The 26,167-nt window shown below is 49.3% G+C and carries 24 protein-coding genes and 1 pseudogene; 3 read left to right on the top strand and 22 right to left on the bottom strand.

The window, feature by feature from the left end:
- Window positions 1-20: 20 nt before the first annotated feature.
- From ACWHX8_RS06310 to ACWHX8_RS06285, 6 genes are all read right to left on the bottom strand, one after another.
- The gene (locus ACWHX8_RS06310; RefSeq protein ID WP_447971110.1) at window positions 21-872 is read right to left on the bottom strand and encodes an MBL fold metallo-hydrolase; all 852 of its coding nucleotides are present in this window, start codon (window positions 870-872) and stop codon (window positions 21-23) included.
- A gap of 55 nt (window positions 873-927) precedes the next feature.
- Window positions 928-1,212 (bottom strand): hypothetical protein, encoded by a 285-nt coding sequence (locus ACWHX8_RS06305; RefSeq protein ID WP_447971109.1) that lies wholly within the window; start codon window positions 1,210-1,212, stop codon window positions 928-930.
- Between the two features lie 21 nt (window positions 1,213-1,233).
- Window positions 1,234-1,734: a DoxX family protein gene (locus ACWHX8_RS06300; protein WP_447971108.1), complete on the bottom strand. Its 501-nt coding sequence runs from the start codon at window positions 1,732-1,734 to the stop codon at window positions 1,234-1,236.
- Window positions 1,735-2,039: 305 nt separating this feature from the next.
- Window positions 2,040-4,088, bottom strand: a complete 2,049-nt coding sequence (locus ACWHX8_RS06295; RefSeq protein ID WP_447971107.1) for an FAD-dependent oxidoreductase — start codon at window positions 4,086-4,088, stop codon at window positions 2,040-2,042.
- 26 nt (window positions 4,089-4,114) lie between these two features.
- Window positions 4,115-5,830: a cation:proton antiporter domain-containing protein gene (locus ACWHX8_RS06290; protein WP_447971106.1), complete on the bottom strand. Its 1,716-nt coding sequence runs from the start codon at window positions 5,828-5,830 to the stop codon at window positions 4,115-4,117.
- Window positions 5,831-6,037: 207 nt separating this feature from the next.
- The gene (locus ACWHX8_RS06285) at window positions 6,038-7,321 is read right to left on the bottom strand and encodes a mechanosensitive ion channel family protein (protein ID WP_447971873.1); all 1,284 of its coding nucleotides are present in this window, start codon (window positions 7,319-7,321) and stop codon (window positions 6,038-6,040) included.
- Window positions 7,322-7,786: 465 nt separating this feature from the next.
- Here ACWHX8_RS06285 and ACWHX8_RS06280 point away from each other — a divergent pair, with 465 nt between their 5' ends.
- Window positions 7,787-8,299 carry a Uma2 family endonuclease gene (locus tag ACWHX8_RS06280; RefSeq protein WP_447971105.1) on the top strand — a complete coding sequence of 171 codons (513 nt, stop codon included), beginning with the start codon at window positions 7,787-7,789 and terminating at the stop codon, window positions 8,297-8,299.
- Window positions 8,300-8,674: 375 nt separating this feature from the next.
- Here the strand turns inward: ACWHX8_RS06280 and ACWHX8_RS06275 are convergent, their stop codons facing one another.
- From ACWHX8_RS06275 to ACWHX8_RS06205, 15 genes and pseudogenes are all read right to left on the bottom strand, one after another.
- Window positions 8,675-9,526, bottom strand: coding sequence for a dioxygenase family protein (locus ACWHX8_RS06275; protein ID WP_447971104.1), 852 nt, complete (start codon window positions 9,524-9,526; stop codon window positions 8,675-8,677).
- A gap of 94 nt (window positions 9,527-9,620) precedes the next feature.
- A complete protein-coding gene (locus ACWHX8_RS06270; protein WP_447971103.1) occupies window positions 9,621-10,163 on the bottom strand; it encodes a hypothetical protein in 543 nt (180 codons plus the stop codon).
- Between the two features lie 88 nt (window positions 10,164-10,251).
- Complete coding sequence (locus tag ACWHX8_RS06265; protein ID WP_447971102.1) at window positions 10,252-10,635, bottom strand: DoxX family protein; 384 nt, start codon at window positions 10,633-10,635, stop codon at window positions 10,252-10,254.
- 367 nt (window positions 10,636-11,002) lie between these two features.
- Window positions 11,003-11,563, bottom strand: a complete 561-nt coding sequence (locus ACWHX8_RS06260; RefSeq protein ID WP_447971101.1) for a Spy/CpxP family protein refolding chaperone — start codon at window positions 11,561-11,563, stop codon at window positions 11,003-11,005.
- Between the two features lie 749 nt (window positions 11,564-12,312).
- Window positions 12,313-12,996, bottom strand: coding sequence for an ankyrin repeat domain-containing protein (locus ACWHX8_RS06255; RefSeq protein ID WP_447971100.1), 684 nt, complete (start codon window positions 12,994-12,996; stop codon window positions 12,313-12,315).
- A gap of 186 nt (window positions 12,997-13,182) precedes the next feature.
- Window positions 13,183-14,172, bottom strand: coding sequence for an MDR family oxidoreductase (locus tag ACWHX8_RS06250; RefSeq protein WP_447971872.1), 990 nt, complete (start codon window positions 14,170-14,172; stop codon window positions 13,183-13,185).
- A 154-nt stretch (window positions 14,173-14,326) separates the two neighbouring features.
- Window positions 14,327-14,599, bottom strand: a complete 273-nt coding sequence (locus ACWHX8_RS06245) for a cupin domain-containing protein (protein ID WP_447971099.1) — start codon at window positions 14,597-14,599, stop codon at window positions 14,327-14,329.
- Window positions 14,600-14,980: 381 nt separating this feature from the next.
- Complete coding sequence (locus ACWHX8_RS06240) at window positions 14,981-16,183, bottom strand: L-dopachrome tautomerase-related protein (RefSeq protein ID WP_447971098.1); 1,203 nt, start codon at window positions 16,181-16,183, stop codon at window positions 14,981-14,983.
- A gap of 122 nt (window positions 16,184-16,305) precedes the next feature.
- Window positions 16,306-16,596, bottom strand: a pseudogene (locus ACWHX8_RS06235) (glycine betaine ABC transporter substrate-binding protein); the annotation flags it as partial.
- A 43-nt stretch (window positions 16,597-16,639) separates the two neighbouring features.
- Window positions 16,640-17,794: a DUF3500 domain-containing protein gene (locus ACWHX8_RS06230; RefSeq protein WP_447971097.1), complete on the bottom strand. Its 1,155-nt coding sequence runs from the start codon at window positions 17,792-17,794 to the stop codon at window positions 16,640-16,642.
- Window positions 17,795-18,186: 392 nt separating this feature from the next.
- Window positions 18,187-19,002, bottom strand: a complete 816-nt coding sequence (locus tag ACWHX8_RS06225) for an SDR family NAD(P)-dependent oxidoreductase (RefSeq protein WP_447971096.1) — start codon at window positions 19,000-19,002, stop codon at window positions 18,187-18,189.
- Between the two features lie 13 nt (window positions 19,003-19,015).
- Complete coding sequence (locus ACWHX8_RS06220; RefSeq protein ID WP_447971871.1) at window positions 19,016-19,981, bottom strand: LLM class oxidoreductase; 966 nt, start codon at window positions 19,979-19,981, stop codon at window positions 19,016-19,018.
- An 8-nt stretch (window positions 19,982-19,989) separates the two neighbouring features.
- Window positions 19,990-20,169: a hypothetical protein gene (locus tag ACWHX8_RS06215; RefSeq protein ID WP_447971095.1), complete on the bottom strand. Its 180-nt coding sequence runs from the start codon at window positions 20,167-20,169 to the stop codon at window positions 19,990-19,992.
- A 10-nt stretch (window positions 20,170-20,179) separates the two neighbouring features.
- On the bottom strand, window positions 20,180-21,178 hold the full coding sequence (locus ACWHX8_RS06210; protein WP_447971094.1) for a zinc-dependent alcohol dehydrogenase family protein: 999 nt from the start codon (window positions 21,176-21,178) through the stop codon (window positions 20,180-20,182).
- Window positions 21,179-21,298: 120 nt separating this feature from the next.
- Window positions 21,299-22,318 (bottom strand): zinc-binding alcohol dehydrogenase family protein, encoded by a 1,020-nt coding sequence (locus tag ACWHX8_RS06205; RefSeq protein WP_447971093.1) that lies wholly within the window; start codon window positions 22,316-22,318, stop codon window positions 21,299-21,301.
- A 158-nt stretch (window positions 22,319-22,476) separates the two neighbouring features.
- Between ACWHX8_RS06205 and ACWHX8_RS06200 the strand changes: the two genes are divergently transcribed.
- Window positions 22,477-22,830, top strand: coding sequence for a winged helix-turn-helix transcriptional regulator (locus ACWHX8_RS06200; protein ID WP_447971092.1), 354 nt, complete (start codon window positions 22,477-22,479; stop codon window positions 22,828-22,830).
- A gap of 439 nt (window positions 22,831-23,269) precedes the next feature.
- The gene (locus ACWHX8_RS06195) at window positions 23,270-24,586 is read left to right on the top strand and encodes a hypothetical protein (RefSeq protein WP_447971091.1); all 1,317 of its coding nucleotides are present in this window, start codon (window positions 23,270-23,272) and stop codon (window positions 24,584-24,586) included.
- 456 nt (window positions 24,587-25,042) lie between these two features.
- Here ACWHX8_RS06195 and ACWHX8_RS06190 read toward each other — a convergent pair whose 3' ends face one another.
- Entirely contained in the window at window positions 25,043-25,933 is an 891-nt protein-coding gene (locus ACWHX8_RS06190; protein ID WP_447971090.1) for a DUF4437 domain-containing protein, read from the bottom strand.
- Window positions 25,934-26,167 lie beyond the last annotated feature (234 nt).

Raw genomic sequence — 26,167 nt, 5'->3', positions numbered from 1 at the left:
TCTACCCAGATCTTGCCCCTTTAGTAGCCCATGATGATGCCTAACATGATCCGCCAGGTGTTCATGGGAAGCCATTCCTTATAAAAGAGCCATCCCTTATATTTTGGTAACTGGATGGTATTGGGAATCTCCATCACATTTTCACCATTGTTCATTTTGCGAAGAATTTCGGCTTTCAAATCCTCCAAATACTCCCGTTGTGCCACCACTTCGGCTCGACCGCCAATTGGACCTTCATGCGAAAACACAGCAGTCTGGAATGGAATAGCTTCAATTTCGTTCAAACTGCTCACCCAACCATCTGGATCAAAATCTGGAATGATCGTAAAGGGCAGTCGATTCGGTGTAACGATATCAGCAAAATACATCACCTTTTCCTTGGGCAGATAATAGACGGTCATGCCGGTTCCATGATTCGGACCGAGATAACGAAGTTCCATAGTCTTATCCCCAAGCGTCAGAACATACCGTTTCCCGCTCCAGGTAAAGTCCGGCACCGCCACGTCCGGATGAGGCTGTTTTATAATAGCTTTCTTTGCTTCCTCATGGCTCAACAGGGTAGCTCCAGCGTCTTTAAAGACCTGTCCACCGGCAATATGATCACGATGATCATGAGAATAAATAAGATATCTCACAGGCTGCTTAGTCACGGCTTGAATCGCTTCCAACGTCTTGGCAGCGAACTCTGGATTGATAGAATCCGCGACAATGACCCCCTCAGTCGTCACGACAAACATCGCGTTATAGCCTGGCCCCGTGACCACGTATACATCCTTGGTGACCTCTATCGTGGAATACGGTGCAGGTTGAGCCAAGGCCGTTCCTGCGAGAAAAACGCTAAGAATTACGAGTACGCCCATGAGTTTTTTCATTTCAAGATTCCTTAATTTAATTATGATTCAATAGTCGTTCATATCCTGTGTGTCATCAATCATACCGGACTCGATCTGTAACCTCTTCCACAATGGCTCTGATCAGACATCCTGTGGCCATCAATTGGCCGCCCTCTCGATGAACCTGTTGCAACAACACTTTGCCGTTTTCGTCGATCGAGGTGACGGCATTCAAATCCACCCAGACCTTGCTCCTTTCCTCTGCCCCTCGAATCCCCTGCCAAGAGGCTTCGAATTCGTGAACCCACGGACCAACCAATCGACCTTCGAGTCTGATGGTTGGCCCGGAAGAGTGTTCTTCAAGAGTAATGCGAAGCATGGATGCGTTCTTCCCCTGCGGTTAGGCCGCGGACGCGGTCAATTTTCGATCAACAACGATGTTCTCGGTTACGGGCTCATTCAATTTTTGTGCAATCAATCCATCAACCGACCACTTGCCACCGCCATTGGATACCAACGCCATAGCCATTCCAATGACTAACAGGTGAAACTCAAATCCTTCTCCCGCCTGTTGACCAAACCAGTTCATGAAAAATCCTTGCGGCCAATGCACCATGGCAATCGCCCCCAGCATAATGACTCCAAGACTGGCTGCCGAAAACCGAGTGAAGAGCCCAAGCGCGATGGCCAGTGCTCCGACAGACTCCCCAATAATCACGAGGAATGCGATCAGCCAGGGCATGCCCATTTGCTGGGTGAAAAATCCCATTGTTCCGTCAAATCCATTTCCACCAAACCAACCCAAAAGCTTTTGGGCACCATGAGGAAAAATTACGAGTGCCAACATAACTCTCAAAATCAATCCAGACCATCGATCATCTGTTTCAAAAAATGCTTTCATGGTTTGCCCTCCTTCCGGTCGGTCTGTTGTCAATTAACTCTCAAATATTTCGACAAATATTATTCCGTCTTGTCATATGATATGGCATAAGCCGTACCAGAGAATGACGACACAAACATGACACCTAACACATTGACTTTACGTGTAAAATCAAAAAATCGACAAGAAGGAACAGCGGAGTGCCGAAATAACGAGTGCCGACATGTCGACACATGCCGAAGTACCGACACTCACACAGCTCAAAGCTGGACTGCATTTTTCACGACAGATTATGAGAGAAATTAACCAGAGTTGAGGAAGGCATTTTAATCATCGGAAAGGTTCGTGTGAGAGATCTCACTCTCACGTCTGATCCGTGCTCGCGCCACATCTAAATAGCTTAAAAGTCCCAGAGGATGACCTTCGGCATTGAGCACGGGAACCTGCTTGACGTCTTTCATGTAAAACATCTGTAACGCATCGCGAACGACCTGATGATGCTCCAGACACAGCACCTCCTGAGAGGCAATACTCTGAACAGCCTTAGAAAATGGTTCGCGGTGTGCAGCAGCACGATGCAAATCTGTTTCCGTTATCAGACCTGCGACCTTCCCATTCGCGCCAACAAGGACCAACGCACGTGGAGCATTGACCTCCAACTTCTGAATGGCCTCGCCAATCGTCGCCGATTCCGGCAAACACACGATAGGCGCCTGCATCAAGTCGGTCACTGACATCTGTAGTAATTCCTCCGACCACACCGCAGGATTCAGGACTTCGTCGAGCGGCCCTCGCATGGCCGTATCATGAAGTAATTGACGTAAGGACTGAAAAAGATCAATAAACAACTTGAATTCTTTAGACGCAAATACTAGTAATGTAGCCGAAGTCTTCGCCGTCACGGTGACTCGACGAGCCAGGCCATGAAGCAGTGAACCTTCCCCAAAGTGCTCTCCCTGCGTAAGCTCGTCTTTCCACAACATTTGCCCTTCAGTATCGCACCGTGTCGCCTCAAGTACGCCTGCCTCGACAATGTAAAACGCATTCCCTCGCTCACCTTGTTGAAAAATCACATCACCAGGTTCAAGATGAACTCGCGCCATTTTTTGTGTTTTCCGCAAATCCCAATAATTAAGATCCGGAGGGAAAAACAGCTCGAAAGTCCAATCGATCATCACCCGAAGCTTTCGGTCGATTCCTGGAAGTTTCAGCAAGTGAACGGTCCGTGTGACCCACCAAGCCAATATACCGCTAAATTGCACTCCGAACATCGAACAGACACCTTTATGATGTCCAATGGTCGCCATCTGCCCAAGCATTTTGAAGCGAAAGGGCTGAAGGGAGGACTGTTCCAATGTCGACGCAATATTCTTGGCCACCTGCACACCTAAGGGTGTCGCAAATTGAGCCGTCGGCGGAGAACGCTTCCCATATCCATCAGGATTTGCCGCGCCATCTCCAATTGCCCAGACATCTTCATACCCTTTCACCCGTAGCCATTCATCAGTGAGGAGCTTCCCTTTTTCATATTCACCATCCAGATCAGCGAGAACAGGATTCGGCGCATTCCCAATGGTACACACGACATTCTGGGTTTCAAGACGAGAGCCATCTTTGAGACGAAGATAGTCACTGCTCACAGACATCACACGTTGATTAACTAATACGCGCATCCCTCGCTGCTTGAGAGTGCTTTGCGTAAATTGGCCAAGAGTTTCACCCAACTCTGGGAGGACATGAGAACCAGAATGCACGAGGGTCACACGTAATTCGTCCGAATCCAAGGTTCGATAAAACCGTTTGGCCGCATGGAGCAAATCCAAAATTTCTCCGGCCGTTTCAACTCCGCTATATCCGCCGCCGACAATGACAAAATGCAAGAGACGCCTCCGGGCCTCCGGGGCCGATTCCAGACTCGCCTCTTCAAGGCGACGGACAATATGTTCCCTGAGTGATAACGCGTCGGCCAGTGTTTTCAAAAAAAGCGCATGTTCCATCATCCCCGGAACTGCACGCAGATTCGTACTGCTGCCGAGAGCCAGCACTAAGTGCCGGGCTTCAATGTGGTCGAGATATGGGCCATCGGTTGAATCAAATTCAACTCGCCGTTCCTTGAGATAAATCTTTTTCACTTGCGCACGCATGAGTGTGCAGTGTCGAAGAACAAATCGAATAGGGTTCGTGACGTGACGCGGCTCAATCGACGCGCCGATGACTTCAGGCAAAAATGGCTGGAAGACGAAATAGTTTTCAGCATTTACTAAAAGAATACGTTGAGTAGACTCTGCGCCCCACAACTTCTCCAACCGTTTGGCACAAGCCAAGCCGGCAAAGCCACCCCCGAGAATTACGACATCCCATATTTTATGATCCATACAGTGTTTCCTCATTCAGCCAACACTCATGCTGGCACATTCACAACCTCAGCTGGAGACATCGCCTCAAACGCCTGTTCCTGTTGACGGCGAATCCACTGAGAAATTTTATGGCTGGGCACGGCCTGGTCAGACAATACCGCTTCAGCTAAATCAACCCCTTTTGGAAAACTACGAGTCACGACAGCATTCATTCCGAGTACAGCAAACTTTTTTCGCTCTTCATCCGTTTCCACCGAGACCAACCGCCTTAAATTCGGATAGCGTGTCTGGACGATTGGCGTCAGCTCTTTTGAAATTTCATATCGAGCAACGGTAATCACCAAAACTCCAGCCTGCGCGATCTCGATGGTTTCCGCCAAACGTAAATCGGCTAAATCCCCGAACGCCACGGGATACCCATCGGTACGTGCATTGACAAACCGTTGATGGTCGAAATCAAATGCCCGATAGGAAATTCCATGAGCCTCCAGAGCATCAACCACCCGGCGCCCCTCGTCAGTCATGCCGAGAATAATCACTTGGGCTGGTCCTGTGTTTTCATTCACATCTTGATCCAACACCTGCATCAAATCTTTATTGGCCATTCGCTCGGCAGCCCAATGACCAAAAGCGACAAGGGGTGGAGTCAGGACCATGCTTCCAGCTATCGCCATGATGAGAATTGCAGAAAACTCTGAACCCACTCCCCCCGCGACGGCAGGCACAGCTATCAAGACAAAGGCAAACTCACTGCCTTGTGAGAGTAAAAACCCAAGTTGGATGGCCGTCCTTAGCGGAGTTCCCATAAGCCATGCCGATAATTGCACCAACAGAGTTTTCATCCCTATCAAGACTGAAAGCACCAACAGCACGGTCATCCAGTTGTCGACAAGGACGTTCGTGTCTAATGACATGCCAACCGTGATAAAGAAAAATCCCAAGAGCAGTCCTCGAAAGGGCTTCATCTCTGTTTGCACAAGATGTCTGAAGGGTGTTTCTGAAATAATCATGCCCCCTAAAAATGCACCCAAGGTCAACGAAAGACCAACGGCTCCGGTTGCTCCTGCGGTCGCAAGGACAATTAGGAGTGCGAATGCCGTAAAAATTTCTTCACGTTTAGTCTTTGAGAGATACGAAAACAGTGGACTGATCACAAATCGACCCAACACAATTGCAGCCATAAATGCCATGACACTCTTCACCACGGCGCCGGCCAAGGCACTCCCTAACGATGCATCGTGACCACCCAGGGAGCCAGCCAGAATAAGTAAGAAAATGGCACAGATGTCTTGAAGAATAAGAACGGAAATTGCGGATTGTCCGACAGGACAACGAGATTGATCATATTCGCTTAAGGTTTGAACCGCCACAGCCGTCGAGGACAGGGCCAGGGCCGCACCAACGAGAATCGCATATTCTGTTGAGAGATTGCTGGTCAATGCGAAGAGCATGGCCAACACGGCCGTACACAGGATCATCTGCAAGGGTCCGAGACCAAGAATATCTCGACGTGACGCCCAGAGATGTGCAAGTGAAAAGTGCAGTCCAATATCGAATAGCAGAAATACGACGCCAAGCTCCGCGAGCAAATGAGTCGTCCCGCTTTCGTGAATCAGTCCGAATCCATACGGACCAATAATCATCCCAGCAAGTAGATAGCCCACAATAGGACTCATATGTAATGACCGCATCAACACAATCGATGAAATGCCGACAAAAAGCAGCAAGATTGCAGGCTGTAGGGCTTCGACTTGTTCCATAAATTATCTATCCAATCGATACACGAACGCTAATCAACTCTGACAGGTAAAGTCTCAGCAGAGCGCTTCTCTATAAATCACAATCATGTCGAGCGCTTCACGGCTCCAATATCGGAGAGGTTTCTTTCTGGCATACCATGAGACCGCCATGCATTTCAGTCAAGAGCTTCGTGAGGACCAGCTCACAATCAAGACGACTTAAGCTTTTCACATGACGCTGTGATTCTGTGCATCAAATGGTCTGCCTGACTGCGGCTGTCCCAAAGAACGCATATCAAAACCAGAGGGTGCCTGATGCGCGCGCAAGCCGAATTCAGGCAAGATCGCGAACATATGGTCAAAGATGTCAGCCTGTATACTTTCGTAGGCCATCCAGTCGGTGGTGTTGGTAAAGGCATAGACTTGTAACGGAAGTCCATCAGCATTGTGCTCCTGCTGACGGACCATCAATGTCAACCGCTGGTGAATCCGGGGATGCGTTTTCAGGTAGGCGGTCATGTACGCGCGAAACGTCCCAAGGTTGGTCAGTCGCCGGCCATTGATCATCGTTGATAAATCTACATGAGTCTCATCATTGTCGCGACGAATGTCCTGGAGTTTTTCATCCAAATATGGAGACAGCAACGAGGACTTATGGAGCCGTTGGAGATCTTCTTCGAGCAGAAATCGCACGCTGCTTGTATCTAACAGAAGACTGCGCTTCATGCGGCGGCCACCGGATTCAGACATGCCGCGCCAGTTTTTAAATGAATTGGCAATTAAGGCATATGTGGGAATCGTGGTGATGGTTTTGTCCCAGTTACGCACCTTCACGGTAGTCAAGCCGATATCGATCACATCTCCATCTGCGCCATATTGGGACATTTCCAACCAATCCCCCACCCGAAGCATATCGTTTACCGATAGCTGAATGCCGGCCACGAGGCCAAGGATGGGATCTTTAAACACCAGCATCATCACGGCAGAAATAGCTCCCAGCCCACTCAACAGAATCAATGGTGATTTGCCCATAAGAATGGAAATGACGAGCAGAACGATGAGTACGGCGGAAAGAAGTTTGACACTCTGAATAACTCCCCGTAACGGGAAGGCATTCATGGCTGGCTTTTGTTGAGAAATACGCAGCACAGCATCGAGCAAAGAAAAGAACGACAACAGGCCATACAGCATGATCCAAAAATCAGATGCCGTCTCAACAATCGGCAATAATACCGACTCAGGGTTCAGCCAGAGCCCTGCCTGAAGATGAAAAATGACCCCTTGCAGCGTCAATGCAAGCCGGTTATAGAGCTTGCTCTCAAACAGTATCTGACGCCATACCTGACGGGCACTCATGGCCCGCCTTTCCACCCATTTCAAGACCACTCTGTGTAAAATCCAGTGAATAGCCAGTGAGATGAAGGCAATCCACATCAAAATTGTTACGGTGTACAAGAGGGTTGAGTACTCAGGAATTGTGGCACTCAGCCATTCCCTCAAAAGACTTTTAATATACGTTCTTGCCTGGTCCATCGCGTGTTTCCGTTTCGCCAAGTCGCTATGAATAAGAATCTGATATTACACGCTATCGGTGATCTTCGCATGTTTCGAGCGATACTCGAAAGTCGAATGAGTCATCTTCTCCATGTTATAGCGTATCCACCGTACTTTCAGCCGAATTGACAGCACGTACAGGCCCAAACCCATACGTCGTTCAAGCAAAAGGTAAAAAAGGAATATTCCTGAATGGGATTGGACTGTGGAAAGGATATTCAAGCAGCCAATTTCTTTGAGATTGCCTACAGCACATCCTATCGACGTCGATAGGATTATTCTCAGCAGAATAATCGCTATCCATTACTGTTTTTTGAGCCCCAAGAAAATTCGGCATTCGAGGCGTGACTTATGACTCAATTGGTGTAATCCCCATTCGATTCGTTGACTCGATGACAAGAAGCTCTTAGAATATTGAACAAGATGAACACTCATACCCTTGTCTCATCGGAAGATTTACTCCAGTGGTGGGCCGAGTTTGCCCAAGACCCGCAATCCCCAGATTGTTATGAATTAACTGAATATGGAGAACTCGTCTTGAGTCCACGAGCTGAAACGGATCATCAACGGCTCTGCGCGGAAGTTGCCTTTCAACTTCGCAGCCAATTAGGAGGAGAAGCCGTGGTCGAAGCAGCCGTCCTTACCACCACCGCTGGCATTCGCGTTCCAGACGTGGTCTGGATGCCTCAGAACCGATGGAATCAGCTACCACGGAATGCCGTCCTCGAAGCTCCTGAGCTCGCGGTGGAAGTTCTGTCACCTGGCAATCGGAAACCTGAAATGAACCATAAGATCCAAGGGTATCTGCAATCCGGCGTCCAAGAAGTCATCCTGATCGGTCTCACCGGCTCGATTGAATATGTTCGGCAAGATGGCGTGCATAGCACATCCATATTCAACGTCACGCTGTCTCTGCCATCCCAGCTCTTCGAATAATTTCTCAAACACCACTACCTTGCAAGTGACTCACAGCCACTGAGTGCGAGACGGATGTCTCCTTATGATTTCGTGGGATCAAAGTAGCTGTGGCCACAAACCACGTGTTGGTCTCAATCTAATAGACTTCGTTGCCAGTAAGTTGCTCGGTTGTTCGTTTGAATGTGAGGCCAGCAAAGTCTGCTTTTCCAAGCGCTTGGCACACTCTCATCCCGAAAACCCGCCCAAAAGAATCACCACAACCCAATGGTTTTTCATAGGTCAAAACTGTAACTCGGCCTAATTATCTCCATTGTCTTACGCACTCAAAAGTCGAGTTGGACTCACTTCGCGAGATTTGACCATCATATCTCCTCAAACCATTTCGGTCATCGCCTAGAACGTCAAAACAAAATCATACTGACCCACCAGACCGTCAGTGATCAAACCAGCCTGATCCTTTGTGTATTCGATGATGACGCTTTCTTGTTCCGCTTGCGTCATTCGTTTACTTCGAAGGATATCATCTTTGGCATTGAGTTCGTGAATAAATTCGTAGTTCGGAATTTGCTCTCCCTTGAAGTATAACTGCGTTACGAGTTGCGGAACTCCCGCAGCCATGACCATAAAATGCAAATGAGGCGGGCGGTACCATTGCTCTTCCATATCGACGGGGTAAAATCCGGGAATAATCGTTTTAAAAGAATAATTTCCATTGGCATCCGTGATGCAGCGCCCCCAATACTGAAAATACTCATCGTAGGACCGTTCAATCCATTCACCAGACAGCGGATGCTGAAATCGGGTATTCTCCTGGTCGCCTCGATGGTTGTATCTTCCCGAAGCGGACGCGTTCCATTCGATCAACACCGCTCCAGTTAGAGGTTTAAGCGTTCCTTCCCGGTCTAGTAGGACCTTGCCTCTGATGTAAACCACCTGACCCTTGGCTTTTCCCTTCTTCCCTTGAATGGTCGTAAGATCATTATCATTCGCCTCACTGATCGGCAATCGAAAATCTAAGTTTTCTCGAATACCTATCACCGGATCTCCATCATCAGGGAAAAAAGGTCCAAGGGTTTGCCGTGGACTCTTTTGACTCGATGGAAGTCCTTCACTTAAGGGAGTGCCGCGCTTGAAGGATTGCGCAAGGACGGGAATTCCCATCAACGTCCCCGCTGCAGTTCCAACCACGCCCATGCTCTTTTTCAAAAATGTTCTCCGTGAATTATCGTGGTTTGCGTTCTTCATTACACCTCTCCTACCACGTAAAGATTTTACGGCTCGATTTACTACTCTCATGCAGTAAATCGAGCCGCATTACCTACCCTTTACATCCGACTGGTCACTTGGTTTTTCCCTGAGCGTTAAAGCTTTTTTCAGCATGCTCACCACGATGAAGATCGATGACGGTCCCGCCTTCATTCACTTCGACTGTGACAACCGCTCCTTCTTCAATATTTTTGGTTTTGATCTCTAAGCGACCGAGAGGAAATGTTTTTTCACCTTCAGCAGTCTCCAACTTGATATGTTTGTCCATTTTCCCCATATACACGAGTTTCCCGGTATAGAAGTGATGATGGCCCTCTTCACCCTTTAGATGCGCCTCGATTACCGTGTTGTTCTCGTCCAAGACCATGGTCACTTCATCCCCGACTTTATATTCGGCATGACCATGTCGCCGGGCGTTTTTTTGATTCAACATGTGGTTGCCCGCCTTGGTTTCAACCGTGACGAAATCGCCTTTGACAGCCGTGACCACACCCGTGGCCTTCGAGTGGCCTTCGCTGACTGCGGAAGAATCGGCTTGCCCAACACCTGCCCACATAAACACTGTGACCACCAACGCCGACAGAACAAAAACTTTTAAATTAACTGTGCGGTTCATGACTACCTCCTTGGTAATAAAATTGGAACAGAATAATCAGCCATCCATAAGCGGACGACTGTGGTGATTGTTTGTTTCTGACTTGCGTTTAATCTTCCGCACTTCCCTTCAATCCATCTACACTCCAAATGCCTGAGCCGTGAGCCGAAATGAAGAGAAAGACAAAACAATACAGGGCCGCCAACTCCCCTCCATTCATGATGGGAAATAACGCTTTGGTTCCATGCGCCATCCAATAAGCGGCCGCCATCAGGCCACTGCATAGAAAGGCCGTCCAACGAGTAAACAGTCCAATCATCACGAGAAATCCACCGAACAGTTCAATCGATCCGGCGATGTATACGACAAAACCGGGAGCTTCCATAGGCATGGGCGTCGGAAACCCGAACAACTTCTGCGCCCCGTGCCACAAGAATAACAATCCAACGATGATACGCATGAGTGCGTAGGCTTGTGGCTGTAGTGCGTTCATAATGTTCCTCTCTCGTTGAGTTGGAAATGTATGGATCGAATCCCGTTGAGTTTCCTTGACGATTCAATATGGCATAAGTTGTACCAAACGCATATGACACACAAAAAAGTCATAACGCTATGATTTCATAATTGATTGTTCTGAGCAGATAACGAGGAACAGCGAAGTGACGACACGAGGCATGACGACATTTCGACTTACGACGAAATGACGACAGGAACATAACGGCGAGGTTTGCGAAATTGTCCCTGAAGTACGGACGCCCTGAGGGAAATCAAGAATGATTCCTCTCAGGGCGACGAATTTGTGTCCGAAAGACCTTTCACAGGCCTTCACTCAGGGTTGTTCACTGGTCCAGCCAATCGACTTACCGATACCCATGCCCTTTTTTATACCCATGACCTTTCTTGTAGCCATGCCCTTTCTTGCCGTCGTGCTTTTTGCCATGCACAGCCTTTTTGAGTAATTTCATGTCGAACCCAACCCGTTGTTCCGGGGTGAGGATGTTGCGTAGAGCCACTTTAAACGCATACTTTTTTTGCATGTATGCTTTTTTCAGTTCCAGTACTTCGTCGATTTTTTTATTGATGGCCCCCTGATCGGCATTGTCTTGCGTAACCAAGATCGCCAGCTCAACTTTCTTGACGGTTTTCTGAGCCTTCAACAAAGCTTTGGTTTTCTTAAAGTCTAGCCGCAGTTTGCCAATCTTGGCCTTTTGTTCATCAGTCAGCGTTTTAGTCCAGCATGAGCCGCCGTGCCCTTTCTTCCCATATTCCATGTCTCGATGATGAGATTTTTCGACATGATGGCCACTCTCTTTTCCATGCCCTCCGCTCCTTGGATCCGCATACCCAGGACTACTCATGATTAACAACATGCTAACGAACACCGACGCGGCTACCATGAAAGAATGCGTGTAACGAGTCATGACTATCTCCTTTGTGTAAAGTGAAGAAATACCGCCATAGCTGGACGGAAATGGTAATTGAGGTCTATCTAGTTCCTTGCGTGAAAAACCTGATGAAACTATTGCACGATTGCAATGTGCCAAAATGAATATTCAATGAGCGTTCCTGATCTGTACGTTAGCTATACCTGTTACTATTGTACCCCCTGAAAATGTCAAATTTGTCTCAGACTCGTAAAAGTTTGTAACAAACTGTAACGACCTGTCTGCCATCTCTTTGATGATCATGCGTTGACATCGCTCTGAAAACACACGCGTTCTTCAGAACGTAAATAACACCATGTACGGCAAGAGCCATTCCAGGACCCACGAGGCAAGACCTCACATCCAAACATCTGATTTTTATTTATTTTCTTTGTTGTATAAAGAAAGGAATGCAAGCGATGTCGAAATGAGGCGTGACGATATATCGACGAATGATGTGGGGACGACACGAAAACTAGAGTTAGTATTTAGTGAAATATTCTCGTAAAAAATGGCGGCCCAGCTGTGGCCGACTCTTTCCCACCTGAAGGTATTCCAAGCTTTCTGCAATCTATTGTTCCGCTCCTACCTGTGGAGCAGCACCGATACTGTCGAGGCCCACGTGGATACACACGACATCCAGATATCCGCCCGGTCGCCGCTCAGACCAATTCCTCCAACGATGGCTTCATCGATGTTGAAGCGAAACCTACAATAAGCAGGAGCATATGTAGAGTCATTTCTGACTATGTGCCTCCGGCGGATTCCAAAATTCCTACGATCTCTTGAAAGCCTTTTCGCCGGGCATGCTGCAAGGGTGTTACGCCCTCTTTGTCGCTAACATTGACATTTGCTCCAGCATCCACGAGCAACTGTACAATCTTCTGATGACGGGGACCACCATTACTGAGGACAATGGCCTCTAATAAAGCCGTCCACCCCAAATGATTCACATGATCGATATCGACGGTTGTGTTGACTAACAATTCCACCATATCCACGTGGCCTCGCTCAGCAGCCGGAATCAGCGGAGTCCCGCCAAAGCGGTTATACACGGTAAAATCCGGGTTGGCTTGCAAGATACGCTTCATGATATCGACCCTGCCTTCGGCTCCCGCCAAGAGGAGAGGGCTATCCTCTTTGTGATCTTGCATATTCACATCTGCGCCAGCTTCAAGTAACATGTTCGCACTTTCAAAATGGTGTTTCTCCACCGCGACGAGCAAGGCGGTACGTCCTCGAATATCCTGAGCGTTAATGTTGATGCCTTCCTTCACCATTGCCTGTACCGTGGTCAGGTCGTTTTGAGAGACGGCCTCGAGCAGGCGTTGTTCTTTGTCCGTCATAAGACTGCCGGGTTTTGCTAGGACAATCACGGAAATGAATATTCCAAATCCCAGTAGACTGAAGAAGACGATCGTCTTCATCATGCTACCTCCTGCACCAATATGTTTTCGGACATGACCTCATAATTTGTTTGCTCTTGTTAGAAGACATCGCATAAGCCGGACCAAAAAATGAGCATATCATCTACGGAAAACTATCTGATATGTATATCAATCCTATTTGACCTTGAAGTTTGAGTCTAAATATCGGATCAGCCATCTTGGAAATCTTCAGGCATTGACATCGACGACGATGCGGCCCTTGATCCGACCGTTTAAAATCTCGACCCCCAGTTTCGGAACCTCGGCTAACCTCGCTGGACGGATCATGGCGTCGAGTTTTTCCAACGGAAGATCAGAGGCAATACGTCGCCATGCTCTCAAGCGCCGGTCAAAAGGCTGTAGCACACTGTCTATCCCCAATAGATTGACTCCACGCAGCAGAAAGGGAAGCACGTTTGTTGGCAGCGCCACTCCACCGGCAAGTCCGACCGCCGCGACTGAGGTGCCGTATTTCAACTGACCAAGCACACGCGCCAACATCTTCCCACCAACCGCATCGACACAACCCGCCCATGTCTCCGATTCCAGTGGCTTCGCAGATGCGATGTTAATCTCTTGGCGAGCGACAATCCGAGTCGCACCGAGCGACTTCAAATAATCGGCTGCCTCCGGTCGACCCGTCACTGCTGCGACGTCATACCCGAGATTCCCGAGAATCGCTGTCGCGATCGAACCAACTCCGCCCGCTGCTCCCGTGACTAACACAACACCTTGTTCGGGGGTCAAACCATGATCTTCTAATGCAACTATCGCAAGCATTGCGGAGAAGCCAGCCGTACCAATGGCCATCGCTTGCCTGGTTGTCAGATTATCCGGTAATGGCACCAACCAATCGGCCTTGACGCGAGCCTTTTGTGAATAGCCGCCCCAATGCGTCTCGCCCACACGCCAACCGGTTAAGACGACTGTGTCGCCAGGCCGATAACGTGGATCATTGGACGCCTCAATCGTTCCCGCAAAGTCAATCCCCGGCACATGAGGATAATCGCGAACCAGCCCGTTGTTTGCCTGCAGGCACAAGCCATCTTTATAGTTGACTGTGGTGTATTCAACAGCGACCGTCACATCGCCTGACGGCAATCGATCTTCAGTCATCTCTTGAACGCAAACAGAAACGTCTGCTTGTCCGGTCTTTTCGACCACGAGGGCCTTGAAGATCATGGTCCCCTCACATCATCATCTCGTAAAGCTGAATCCGAGGAACGCTCGCTAGCGATTGACTGCAAGACCAGCAAAAAGATTTCACTGAGCATCCCCCAGTCTGGCATACCACTGTAACATACAAATCTCAATTCGGCCTTTTCCGCTCCAATCAATCCACGATTGCCTGTTTTTCAAAGTATGTGTCGTTTCCTCCGATCCAGTCCTGGCGCGCTGGCAAAAAGAAATCGACATCAATCGTATCTTCCAAAAAGCGCAATTGATGCGGTGTAATTGTCGGAAAGATGATGATTTCTCCGCCTGCCACAATGAATGTCTTGCCGCCAGATAGAACTTCGACTTTGCCGGACACGATCCAGGTGACTTGTTCGTTCACGTGGGAGTGCATCTGGATGAAAGCTCCCTTCTTGGCGGTCCACTTCACATAGGTGGGTTGGGGTCCCATGGAAATATTGGCGCGTGATCCCAGGCGAAACCTTCCCCGGCTTCAATTTGTCGAGGACGATATGGGCAAACGCGGTTTCGACGCCAGTGGAATTGCGAGGCGCTGTGGCGATTTCAGCGCTGGCCGGAAGAAGTGCCGAACAAATTACGTTCACTGTTGTCATGATCATCGTGATCATGTATCGGCGGGTATGTTTGAAAATTTACGTCTCATTTGGTACCTCCCTTGATTTGAGCTCTTCGCACTCGTTTTTTTGCACGTACTTACCTTCAGACCTTTGATACGGCGGCATATCCTTGTCTGCATGTATCTGTACGCCCATGTTTTGACCTCAATACACATAGGTTTGACATGAATCAATTATCGACCAAATATACCGTTCGTCAGCGGCTTGAAGCGGAAGATATAATATGGCGGCGTGGCCAACTGGGTTCCGTCGTTGAATGGTGCTCCGAGATGGACTTTGGCGGCAGAGACGTACATGTAGCCGTCCTTGTTGTAACTAATTCCGTCGGGCCAAAGCATGCGTTCGTCGGATGCCAACACCGAATATTTCTTGTCAGTTGCCGACACGAATCCGATGCTACGACTCTCCACGTTCGTGGAGTACAGATTGCCTGCGGTGTCGATCGACAATCCACCGTTGTTTCCTTTGTCGCTGTGTGTTACGACAGCGGCCGCCAGTTTGTCTGGTGATAGGGACTCATTGGCGATTTCCTCCATGCGAACGCGATAGATTGTCTTGCCGCACAATGGTGCGAAGTAGAGCCATTCGTTCTCTACATCCAAAGTGATCCCGTCGGCTCCGACGTAGATCGGCATTGGATTGCCATCCTTCACGACGCTCATCGGTTTGCCGTCGATCATGATAGGCGAGTCAGTGTCGGCCTCCGTCATGGATTGACCTTCCAACAAGCGGCGAGCCTTCCCGGTCTTCAAATCGACGACCACCAATGCGGCCTTTGAACCATCACCACCGCGTGCGATGCCTTCATCTGCAATCACCACCAATTGACGTTTCATATCGACGACGAAGTCATTGAGTTGCGAGGTATCATTGCTGGCGGGCGCAGGAATGTAGTACAGCCTGTGAAGCTCGTTTGTCTGTGTGTTCCAGCCAACCAGCTTCGGCGTGATGTCGCTGCGCGTGCCCATATCAAGTATCCAGATTATTCCATCTGCTGCATTTCGGATCCCCAGGACGTCGTCGAGGAACCAGTCGTTATCCACACGAGGTGTGTTCCACTGACGATTCGGAAACGGTGTGTATTCACCAGTTTCAGGGTCGAGCCGTGCGACGCGTATTTCCGGTTTGAAGAACGGATGAAAACTGACAATCAGATCTTTATTTTCGGCGAACGCGATATTGCCAACCGCTTGATCTGTATTCGTCACAACCTCCAATTGGTTGCTTTGTGAGGCCTTGGTTGCATGCACCGTACGCCCCGGGGACTGCCGATGCGTCTGAGCGAACACCGGCACACAATGCACAACTATAACGCCAATGCTGAACAAGACCAGAATGAAATGTCGACGATTGATAAACAGCGAATATGCAGGCATGGCTAGGTTCTTTCGTTTATGTATTTCTGTTGGTTTAGATTGATATGCGAATAATGGCTCCCACGTATCTCTGTAAACACTTCCGATCAAGGCAAACGCGACTTTGGCAAGCCGGCTTACCGTCATCCGCCGCTTAACGTTGCTCCATGCGCCATTAACCACTGTTGGGTCACTTCATCGATTGGCTGATTATCTCGAGAAACTTTATAGGCAAGTTCTGCAATGATGTCATTTGAGAACCGTAATGAATCTAACGTTTGTAATTGCTCCTTGATAAACAACGATTTGTTATCGTCTCGGACACGCAGAACCGCTTTGTCGACAATGCCAAGAAGCCCTTTCGGCTCTTTTACTTCGCGAATAGTATACCGGTAGTGCAAAAACTGCGGTTTCCACAACGTCCATCTTCCCCATGCGCTGACGCGTAGGCCGAATCCCTCGCCGTCCCGAGGACCGCTAGTGAGCGTTGTGTTTGTAATGCTGTTCAAGTATCCCCGCGCCAAAGTCATTCGACTTGCTTCGCCAGACGGCATGAACGTGGTTGCCGTTTTGCACATTATCGTATTCAAATACGAAGTCCGGCCCTTGCAGGCGAAAATAGTGCGGCTTCCGACGCTCCGTGCTACCCATCCACGCGAAGCGAAGGACATCAAGATTGATCGTGTCGGTAATTCCAAGGGAGATTTCTGGCCGGTAGTTGGCGATAGCCTCATCGAGGATACGGCGTATCCAAAACTGCTGCAATTCGTCAAGCGACGCGACGGATATACCTTGCGGTTCGAGCGATTCCTCCCAGTCATTCCATTGCTCTCTCGGCTTGCGGAGATTGGCAGCAAAAATCTCGGCGGGCGCCTGCTCGGACAGAATCGCTGCCTTCTTCTGCGAGTCGTTCAGCGACATCACAAGCTTCCGCGCAAGATCCTCTTGAATCCCATGCACTCTCAAGCCGGCAAGAGGACCGCTTGTCACTTCGCCAGGGTTGGACCCGAGAAAGGACGGCGTGACCGATAAGCCGTCGGGGGAAACCGTGACGTTTAGTGAAACGTGATGTCCCTCGAAACGCCATCCCCAAGCGGATTCCATTGACGGGGTGCCAAAGAGTACCCATACATAGTGATCGACGCTGCGCGGCAACCCCACGTCGTCGAGTACATCGAGGATCTCTTCAAGCTGCATAATGGTCACCACTTTGAGATAGCCCGCCGAACTCAATGTGTGGGTTAAAAGATCATGCACAAGCATACGTTGTTCGGCAGACATGTATTCAAGGGACAGGCCCGCGCGGGCGGTTGGCCAGAATTGCCAATTTTCCCGGTTCTGATCCGTAAACTTGAGAACCATTTGTTCTGCATGATCAACCCCCAACAGCCCAGCAAACGGACTGCCTTCTGATACCGACTTCAAAATCTCACTGGCAATGTCGACCATTTCGGAACGCACGGCTTCCGAAAGTAATTGGACATCTTCCAACGGCTTCTTGCTACTGTTTGACAGCGATGAAAGAGCAGAGGCGTCATTCGACATTCCAAAAGATTGTGGTATTTCTGCAAGCAGCACCGCAATCACTAAGACACAGGCGGCTAACACGGCTGAAAGTATATCTGTTTTCATGATGTTCTCCTTTTTTAATCAAGCCAAATAGCCAGCATCCCACCAGCCCCCCTTTAAACTGTCTCGGGTACCTACTCTAATCAATTCCTAAATCGTGAAGTCCACGACCACTCCATCGGCAACGGTCATGAAATCGCCCCATTCCCTGTTATCTGACACTGTCCGGAAATGGACGCTACGATATCTTTGGTTGACCGTCAGAAACGCTAAGTCCACCATCGACAGGAATTATGGCTTCAGGTACAAAACACGCTTCCTTGCTTACTCATTTGAAATTACTGCCCCGACTCAAAGATCTTGTTGAGGTATTGTTTCAGAAAATTCAGCCAGAAACCTAAGAAGAATCCATTTCAACGGATCATCCTGCTGATCGTTCCTAGGAAAGGCTACGTTTAATCCAATTGGGGCATCTTAGCCAAAACAGTCTCGATCACGCGCACCATCTCTTGGGATTTCTTGGGATCAAGCGCATCGGGATGTGGCGAGACAAACTGACCGGAATCGTTGTCGAAATACTGGCCCGACGCCGTCGCGAATTCATCTTCCAGGGCCGCGCGGGTCAGGATTTCCGCGCCGATGCGGATATCGCCGCCAGCCACTCCAAAAGCATCTTTTACCATCTTGCTCCCAAGCATCGACCCTGGATTCACGGCAATAATCGCTGGACCTTCCCCCTTGAGCGAAAGCGCCACATGACGAGACCACATGGTCAGCGCCAGTTTACTTTGTGCATACGCCGCACCGCCTAACAGACGACCCTGTCCGACCAGCGCCTTCGGATCGACCGGCGACTGAGCCGCGGAAGACACATTAATCACCCGTCCAGACGCACCAAATATCGGCAAAAGACGTTGCGTCAACAGATAGGGCGCAATCGTATTGACCGCGAACCGCACATCAAGCCCATCCGGCGTGACAGGACCAGACGTGTTATACACACCTGCATTATTGATGAGCACATCAAGTTTCGTGTGCTTTTCCGCGACAGCCTTCGCGAATGCCTCAACCTCGGCCATGCGCGACAGATCAGCCACGTAGCGTTCAACGTGCCCACCACCCGATAGCGCGGAGAGCGTTCGTTCCGCGTCCTTCAGCTTTCCCGGATTGCGCCCATGCAGCAGCACGTAGTGGCCCTGCGAGACCAGCATTCTGGCCGTGGTTAATCCGATGCCGTCGGTCGCTCCGGTTACAAGAATGATTTTTTGCATGCGATTGGTTCCTTCACGCTGAGAAGTCTGGCAGAAGGTCATCGGCCAGCCGTGTCAACGTTGTCTCGATATCCGCCTGATTAAAGCGGAGGTTGAGCGCCACATGGTTGACACCGATTTCTTCCCGAGACTTTAGATAGGTTCGAAGATGATGCGTCCCCAACCGGAGTCCCAGATGAATCGGTTGGGGAGGTGTGTCAGGGTCTTTGGCCAGGTCAATATAAAACGGTTCCATGACCGGCTGGACGGGTCTTCCTGACGCCTCGACCTGCGTCCGCCAGTTGCGAATGATCTGTGCTTGCACCATAGTATTACGTGGATACAGCATCCAGCCATCTCCATTTTTTGCAATCCATGCGGAATCTTGTTGACTACCTCCCGTAATCAGCAGCGGCAGTTTTCCAGAGGCTGGCTTGGGCAGCATGTCCATTCCGCCATTAGGACTGCCATACGTATTTTCGAAGGCCGGTGCAACCTCACTCATGCGCCTGATATAGTTAAAGCTCTCGCGAAATCCTGCGCCGCGTTCGGCAAAGTCCAGATTGAGCGCCGGATACTCCTCTGGCCGGTCACCCGAAGCAACACCAAGGATGAGCCGCCCTCCCGACAGCACATCAACGCTGGCTGCGGACTTGGCGACATGCGCCGGATGCCTCAGCGGCAGAACAATGCTAGCCACACCTAGTGCAATCCGCTCTGTCTGACCAGCCAACAGGCCTAGATAAACAAACGGGTCGTACATCTGACCGGCATCCCCGAATGACGGCACGTTGAACGGCACATCTCGCAACCAGACTGCGGAAAACCCGAGTGCTTCGGCCAGTTGAATGCGTTCCACGTGACGGGTCATCGCCGGCACCGGGCCCGGAGAGTAACTCTCCAGCGGCACCACCAATCCAAGGCTCAGCCGGTTCGTGCGGAACACGGAGTTGTACGCCCGATTGATGGGTTGGAACTCGATTGTATTGAACGTCTCCATCAGTGTCATCATGCAAAGCCTCCAAATGGTTTCAGCCGTTGGTATTTGTACCGTACGCTTCCAGCTTCATCGACCTCAAAGTCACGAGCACTGAGAATACTTTCCAGCACTCGCGCGAGACCGGCGCGAACCATCTCACACGATGGACAACTCGTAGGATAGCCGATGGCCCCTATCGTCTCTCTCACCCTTTCCCCGTTACGACGGTTCGTCATTTTCCACAACCACTTTGCCCACAGCTTGCCCACTCTCTAAGCGAGCGTGCGCTTGTCCGACTTCTTCAAGTGAATAACGCTGTTCGTCAAGGACAGGTTTCAGCCCCCCAGACTCAATAATTTGAGTTACGTTGCGCAAAATCTCTGCATGTTCTTCGCGCTTCACGTTATGCAGCATGGGGATTAACATGAACACGACGTGCAACGACAAACCCTTAAAATGAGCAACCGTTAAATCCATCTCACACAACGCAACTGTCGAGGCAATTTGACCATTAAGTGCAGCCGCCTCAAATGAGTTAGCCATGTTTGCACCGCCTACAGAATCGAACACAACATCAAACCCTGCCCCACCAGTATGTTTGCCCACGTACTGCTCAATCGTCTCAGTTTTATAGTTGATGGCAGTGGCCCCCAGTTGTTCGATTAACGCCAATTGCGTTTCACCGCCACCCGTAGAATACACTTCGGCACCAAAATGTATTGCCAGCTGCAACGCAACATGACCAACGCCACCAGATCCACCATGCACCAGAACTTTTTGGCCTTGCTTGATACCCGCGCGAGTCAAACCTTCGTAGGCAGTAATGGCAACCATTGGCAATGCAGCGGCTTCTCGCATCGACAATTTTTTTGGCTTATGGGCAATCAAGTTGCTGTCCGCCACCATGTATTCAGCCAATGTACCGGGCAAATCGGCCAACCCACCTGCACAGCCATAGACCTCATCGCCTATTGAATAATCTTGAACACCCTGACCGACGGCCTTAATCGTGCCGGAAAAGTCCATTCCTAAAATAGCTGGCGTATCGGGTGATAATGGTAACTCCTTACCCATTCTACGAATCATAGTATCAACCGTGTTGACACTTGATGCAGCGATCTTTACGAGAACATGACCGGCTTGTACTTCAGGTTTTTCAACTTCCGCCGCTTCAAATACGGCGTCTTCGCCATAGGCATTAATCAGCATGGCTTTCATCGTGTTTGTCCTTCCGCTCGTAATTGTGAATATCACACAATCGGCATCAACACGTACATGCTCATGATACGTTGTCTGACATAGGTCGATACCTCTCGTGAACTTCGTGTCCTGATTCGCCTAGGCCCAATCAGCCAGAACCACTTTACCCGTCGAATTCCCTTGTTCCAGCATGGCGTGCGCTTTGCGGAGGTTACTTGCGTTGATAGGGCGAATCACTTCATTGAGAGTCGTCACAAGTTGACCGTCATCGATAAGTGTGGCAATCGACGTAAGCAACCGTTGTTGTTCGATCATATCCGGAGTCTGATACATCGACCGCGTAAACATGAATTCCCAGACAAAGGTCGCGCTCTTGCTCTTAAGCAAGTCAAGTTCCACAGGTTCGGGCGTCTCGACGATCGAGCAGATACGTCCTTGTGGCGCGATTGCATTGGTCATTGCCAGCCAATGTTGCATGGTATCGTTCAGGCAAAAGATATAGTCGACCTGTGGCCGTGAAATGTCACGTAGCTCCTGATCAAGCGCATTGCGGTGATTGACTACCTGATCGGCACCGAGCTTTTTGACCCAAGCCATCGAATCAGGGCGTGAAGCGGTGGCAATCACATTCAGCTTGGCCAGTTGCTTTGCCAGTTGAATCGCGATCGAACCGACGCCACCAGCCCCTCCAATAATCAGAATGAATTTGCCTGCATCCTCACCACGCGTTGAGATCCCGAGTCGCTCAAACATGCCTTCCCAAGCCGTGATGCTCGTTAACGGGAGTGCAGCCGCTTCCGCGAAAGAGAGTGAACTGGGCTTCTTGCCGACGATGCGTTCATCAACCAGTTGATACTCGCTGTTACTCCCCGGCCGGGTAATGTCACCCGCATAGAACACCTGATCTCCGACGGCAAAGTGTTCGACCTCTGATCCCACGGCCATGACTTCACCGGCGGCATCCCATCCTAAGATGCGGGGTGTCGCTTCAATCTCGTCTCGTGGTGCGCGCACTTTATAATCGACAGGATTAACGGAAATGGCCTGAACCTGAACCAGGAGGTCTCTTCCAGTTGGTTGCGGTTGGTCAATCTGAACATCCACTAATGATTGTTCGTTCTCGATGGGTAAGTAGCGATACAAGCCAACAGCTTTCATAATATGTCCTTTTCGATGAATGTAAGATAATGAAGATCGTTTTGCCCTTTTCGAAGCTGCATGTGTATGTTATGACTAAAATACGTTATACTTAAATCTTTAACAAGTACATACATAAATGTGTCATAGAGACAAAAAGTATACTATTGAGGTGACATATGAGATTCCAACGTTACGATTGTGCACAAGGCTGCCCGGTCGAGGCGGCGCTAGAGCTGATTGGAGGGAAGTGGAAAGGGATTGTGCTGTACCATCTGCTGGATGGGACCATGCGGTTCAATGAACTCAAGCGTAAGACGGGAAACGTGACTCAACGCATGTTGACCAAACAACTCAGAGAATTAGAAGACGCCAGACTGCTTTCCAGACAGATCTATGCCGAAGTGCCGCCAAAGGTTGAGTACACCCTCACCAAAAAAGGCCAATCTCTTCGTCCGATATTGTTGGCCCTGGAAAAATGGGGAACGCGGCATGCGCTTCCGAAAGCATCCGGCAAGGTACGAAGTGCGTGAAGGATATTTGTACATCATGAGTCGACTTCGTTTGTCAGATAGTATTCCGCACAAGACCTATGTCAGGTAATAGCCCCGGATACTCTGTTACATGTTTGACCCGCGTGACCTTCTCAAATCTGGGCTCCCGCAAAAATAGTTTTTTGAAGGCTATCACTTCTGATAATATTGACGGCACAATCGGAGAATGAGGTCCTACCTGATTCCCAATGTCCGCTATAGGGTCGCTTTCGGCCAATTGCGAACACTCAAAACATCGCACATCACTAGAGTTACAATATGATGAAAGGTACGAGCGCCCTTTATTTTTATGGTCCGGGTTGTGGACTACAGACACTTCTGCGAAACGGTAATTCGACTATCGACAGATATTTCCAACAATAGGTGTGACAAGCATGTTGAAAAACCTACCCATTCTTTTTGATTAGGGAGCTTACTTATGTTGTCAAAATTTCCAAAGAATCGCCAATCACTCATCGTCAATGATTCATCCTATCGATTTCTTCCGCAACGTCATTTCATGACGTTTAAGGCATTTTTATGTACGTTGATCTTGGGAACCGGCTTGGTTTTTCAAACTTTATTGTTCCCTATGCCGGCGTTTTCTGAATCGGAAGAAATGTTCCCAGTGGGTGATCAAGAATATTTCCACGCCCTTCTAGAACTCGAAAAAGACGAGGAGTATAAAAAATTCTTACTGCAAAGTGTGTCATACGCCGGCAACAAGAAAGTAGATTATATTGATTATAAAGGTGTGAGGCCCACGGTCGATGGAGAAGGAGCCGAACCTGCTAATGCTGGGACGGACGCCGCTCCTTTCAGAAAACAAACATATGAATCCCTGCGCAATATGGATTGGTTTAGGAAAAACAATTATCAAAATTTCATCCGAAATGTTGGTCATAATATTTACCCATTGATCATTGCAAGTGACTATGAACCAGGAAAAGAAGGAGTCGGCAGTACCTATTACCTGTACCGAAGAGACCGTCCTGTCGAAACAGTCACGCCTACATCGGTCATGTATGAGATGGAAAAAATTCTTTCCCACATGCCAATGGGAGTCTTTATTTTAATCTCCCCCTACTTTGACAAAATAGCCAATCGACCCGAAGGATGGGAAGAACCGCTGATTGAATATAAAAAACATGTTGAAACTATTAAAGAACGTCTACAAAAAAGTGATATTGATCAAGCAACATCGAGTAGAGCCATAACGATGTTAGACATGGTGAATAAGTATTTACATGACTGTATCGCCAATGGTGCGGGTGATGAAAAATCGTATAGTGCATTTTCTCATAAGATAATTCCTTACGTTGCGGAGGCCATGAAAGCTGCTGTGGAATTGCAAACACAAGCGGGGGTGAGCGCCATGAGCAAATGGAAAAAAGAGTTAGGTCCGCAAGAGTGGGACAAACTTCATGTGTTAATTCCCGTGGTGTGGCCCGTGGCTCAAGGCAGTCCACGACGACAATTGTTTGAACACCTCATGACTCCTGAACGGGCGAAGACAAACATCTTTGAGGTGCATGCACGATCGCATGATGAGGCCCGAACGACCTTAGGCAGAATTAAAGGTGATTCGGTGATGGCCGGTCTCACCTTTGATAAGAACACCCACTTTGGCATGATGAGTTACTTACGTTTATCATCACCAACTGATCTCGTGCAGGGAGCCAGTAAAGAAGAATTGGAGAAGTACCCTAAAACACAAACCAATATTCTCCCTATGACAACACCCCACAGCGATTAGGAGAAGTGTTTTTCGTTTCCCATATTGTAAAACTCAGAAAAGGGGACGTTTTCCTGTTTGAATAGCCCATGGGCATCGTCATGAAACTTTCCGAGATCGTCCACATGCCAAAAGAAATTTTCTTTCACTGTAGACGCGTTCCAGGTATAGACGACGAACTGCAATTGCAATCTCTCAAAGGGGTTAACGAGCCTAATACAACAGAATGGGATGAACTACTCAATCGATCGGTTATCAAATCGTGTGTAAAAAGAGTTAGGCGGTATCTTGTGTATTCCAAGTTGTGTGCAGTTTCGGTCACAATCGGTCAGTTCCTACGCTGTCTTCGGAACGGTTCTCAGGATAGACTCAGGACCGTCCGATGCCTTATAGCCGTCTGGACAGAGCCGCTCGTCGATATTTATTGGCGTGTGCCGCAGAAATTGCGGCCGTCGTGATTACGCGTAAAGTATGCGGCTATTTTTTGGACTTCGCCTGAATGACCTCGAACTTACCTGCCATACGTACGTAAATGAGACTCTCTCCACCCGCTTCGGAAGAGATCTGATGCACCGTCTCTCCCTCCGAGCCGAAGTAGCTGCCCGGCTCCAGGTTATTAACGCCGGTCTCGCCCGCAAGCTGGTGATTGGGTCGACCCTGGATCACTACGGCACGGAAACCCGAGCCGTGGGTATGTATCTCTCCAGTAAATCCAGCCGGCAGCTTGATGAGTGACCCGTTCAACTGATCGTCCTGCGGGTCCCCCCAAAGAAAGGCGACTTTCAGCCCATCAGCAGAGGCTGGCAATGCAGACTGATCGATCCAGGTGATGTTCGATGCATCCAGCCAAACAATGTTCGATGCGTCCACATCAACTGGCCTTTCTCCACTATCAAACGCCTTCTCTGATGGAAGGACGAGATACGGTCCTTTCTGAATCTCTATGTACGCCAGATTGTTGCTTCCCTTGGCAGCAGTAATGTGCACTTCCCCAGCTGGCTGCGACCAGAAAGAACCCGTCGGCAGCCACATCTTTTCGGCATTCGGATCATTGTTGTGAATGAGGCCGCTAATGACTACTCCGCGGTAAGTGATATTGTGAATATGAGGTGGAGACGAGAAGGCATCTAGAAATTTGACAAGGAACCCTGACGACCCGGAGCCGGTACGATCACCCCACAGGGTGCCAGCCTTCGGACCTTTATCGCCACGGGCAGGGTTAAGCGGCCCCCACTCGACTTCGGACGTCAAGACAACCTTGGGAATTGGTTCAACCGCTGCTTTCGGAGTGATGCTATCGGATGCAACCAGAGAGCTAGCGCAGGCAGTTACGACGCTTGCAAATGCGATAGATAGAAATGTTCTCATGTTCTCCTTTCTACGCGATCACCGTGTGGCAATTACCTGAGGCTTGCGGCATTATACAGCGACGGAGGGTGACAGGCGTTCGGAGCCTGGCACAACGTGGCCCAACTCAATGTGTCGCTTCTCTCATGTTCATATACAAATGAAGATAAATACCTGCTTTGGATCAGTAACGAATACTCGCGTATTATCGTAATCGTAATAGGTATCGGTTGTATAAAAATTAAGAAATTATTG

Source organism: Nitrospira sp. M1 (genome assembly GCF_965152605.1).
The sequence above is the reverse complement of the archived record's forward strand: the minus strand, read 5'-3'. Positions and strand labels throughout refer to the sequence as shown.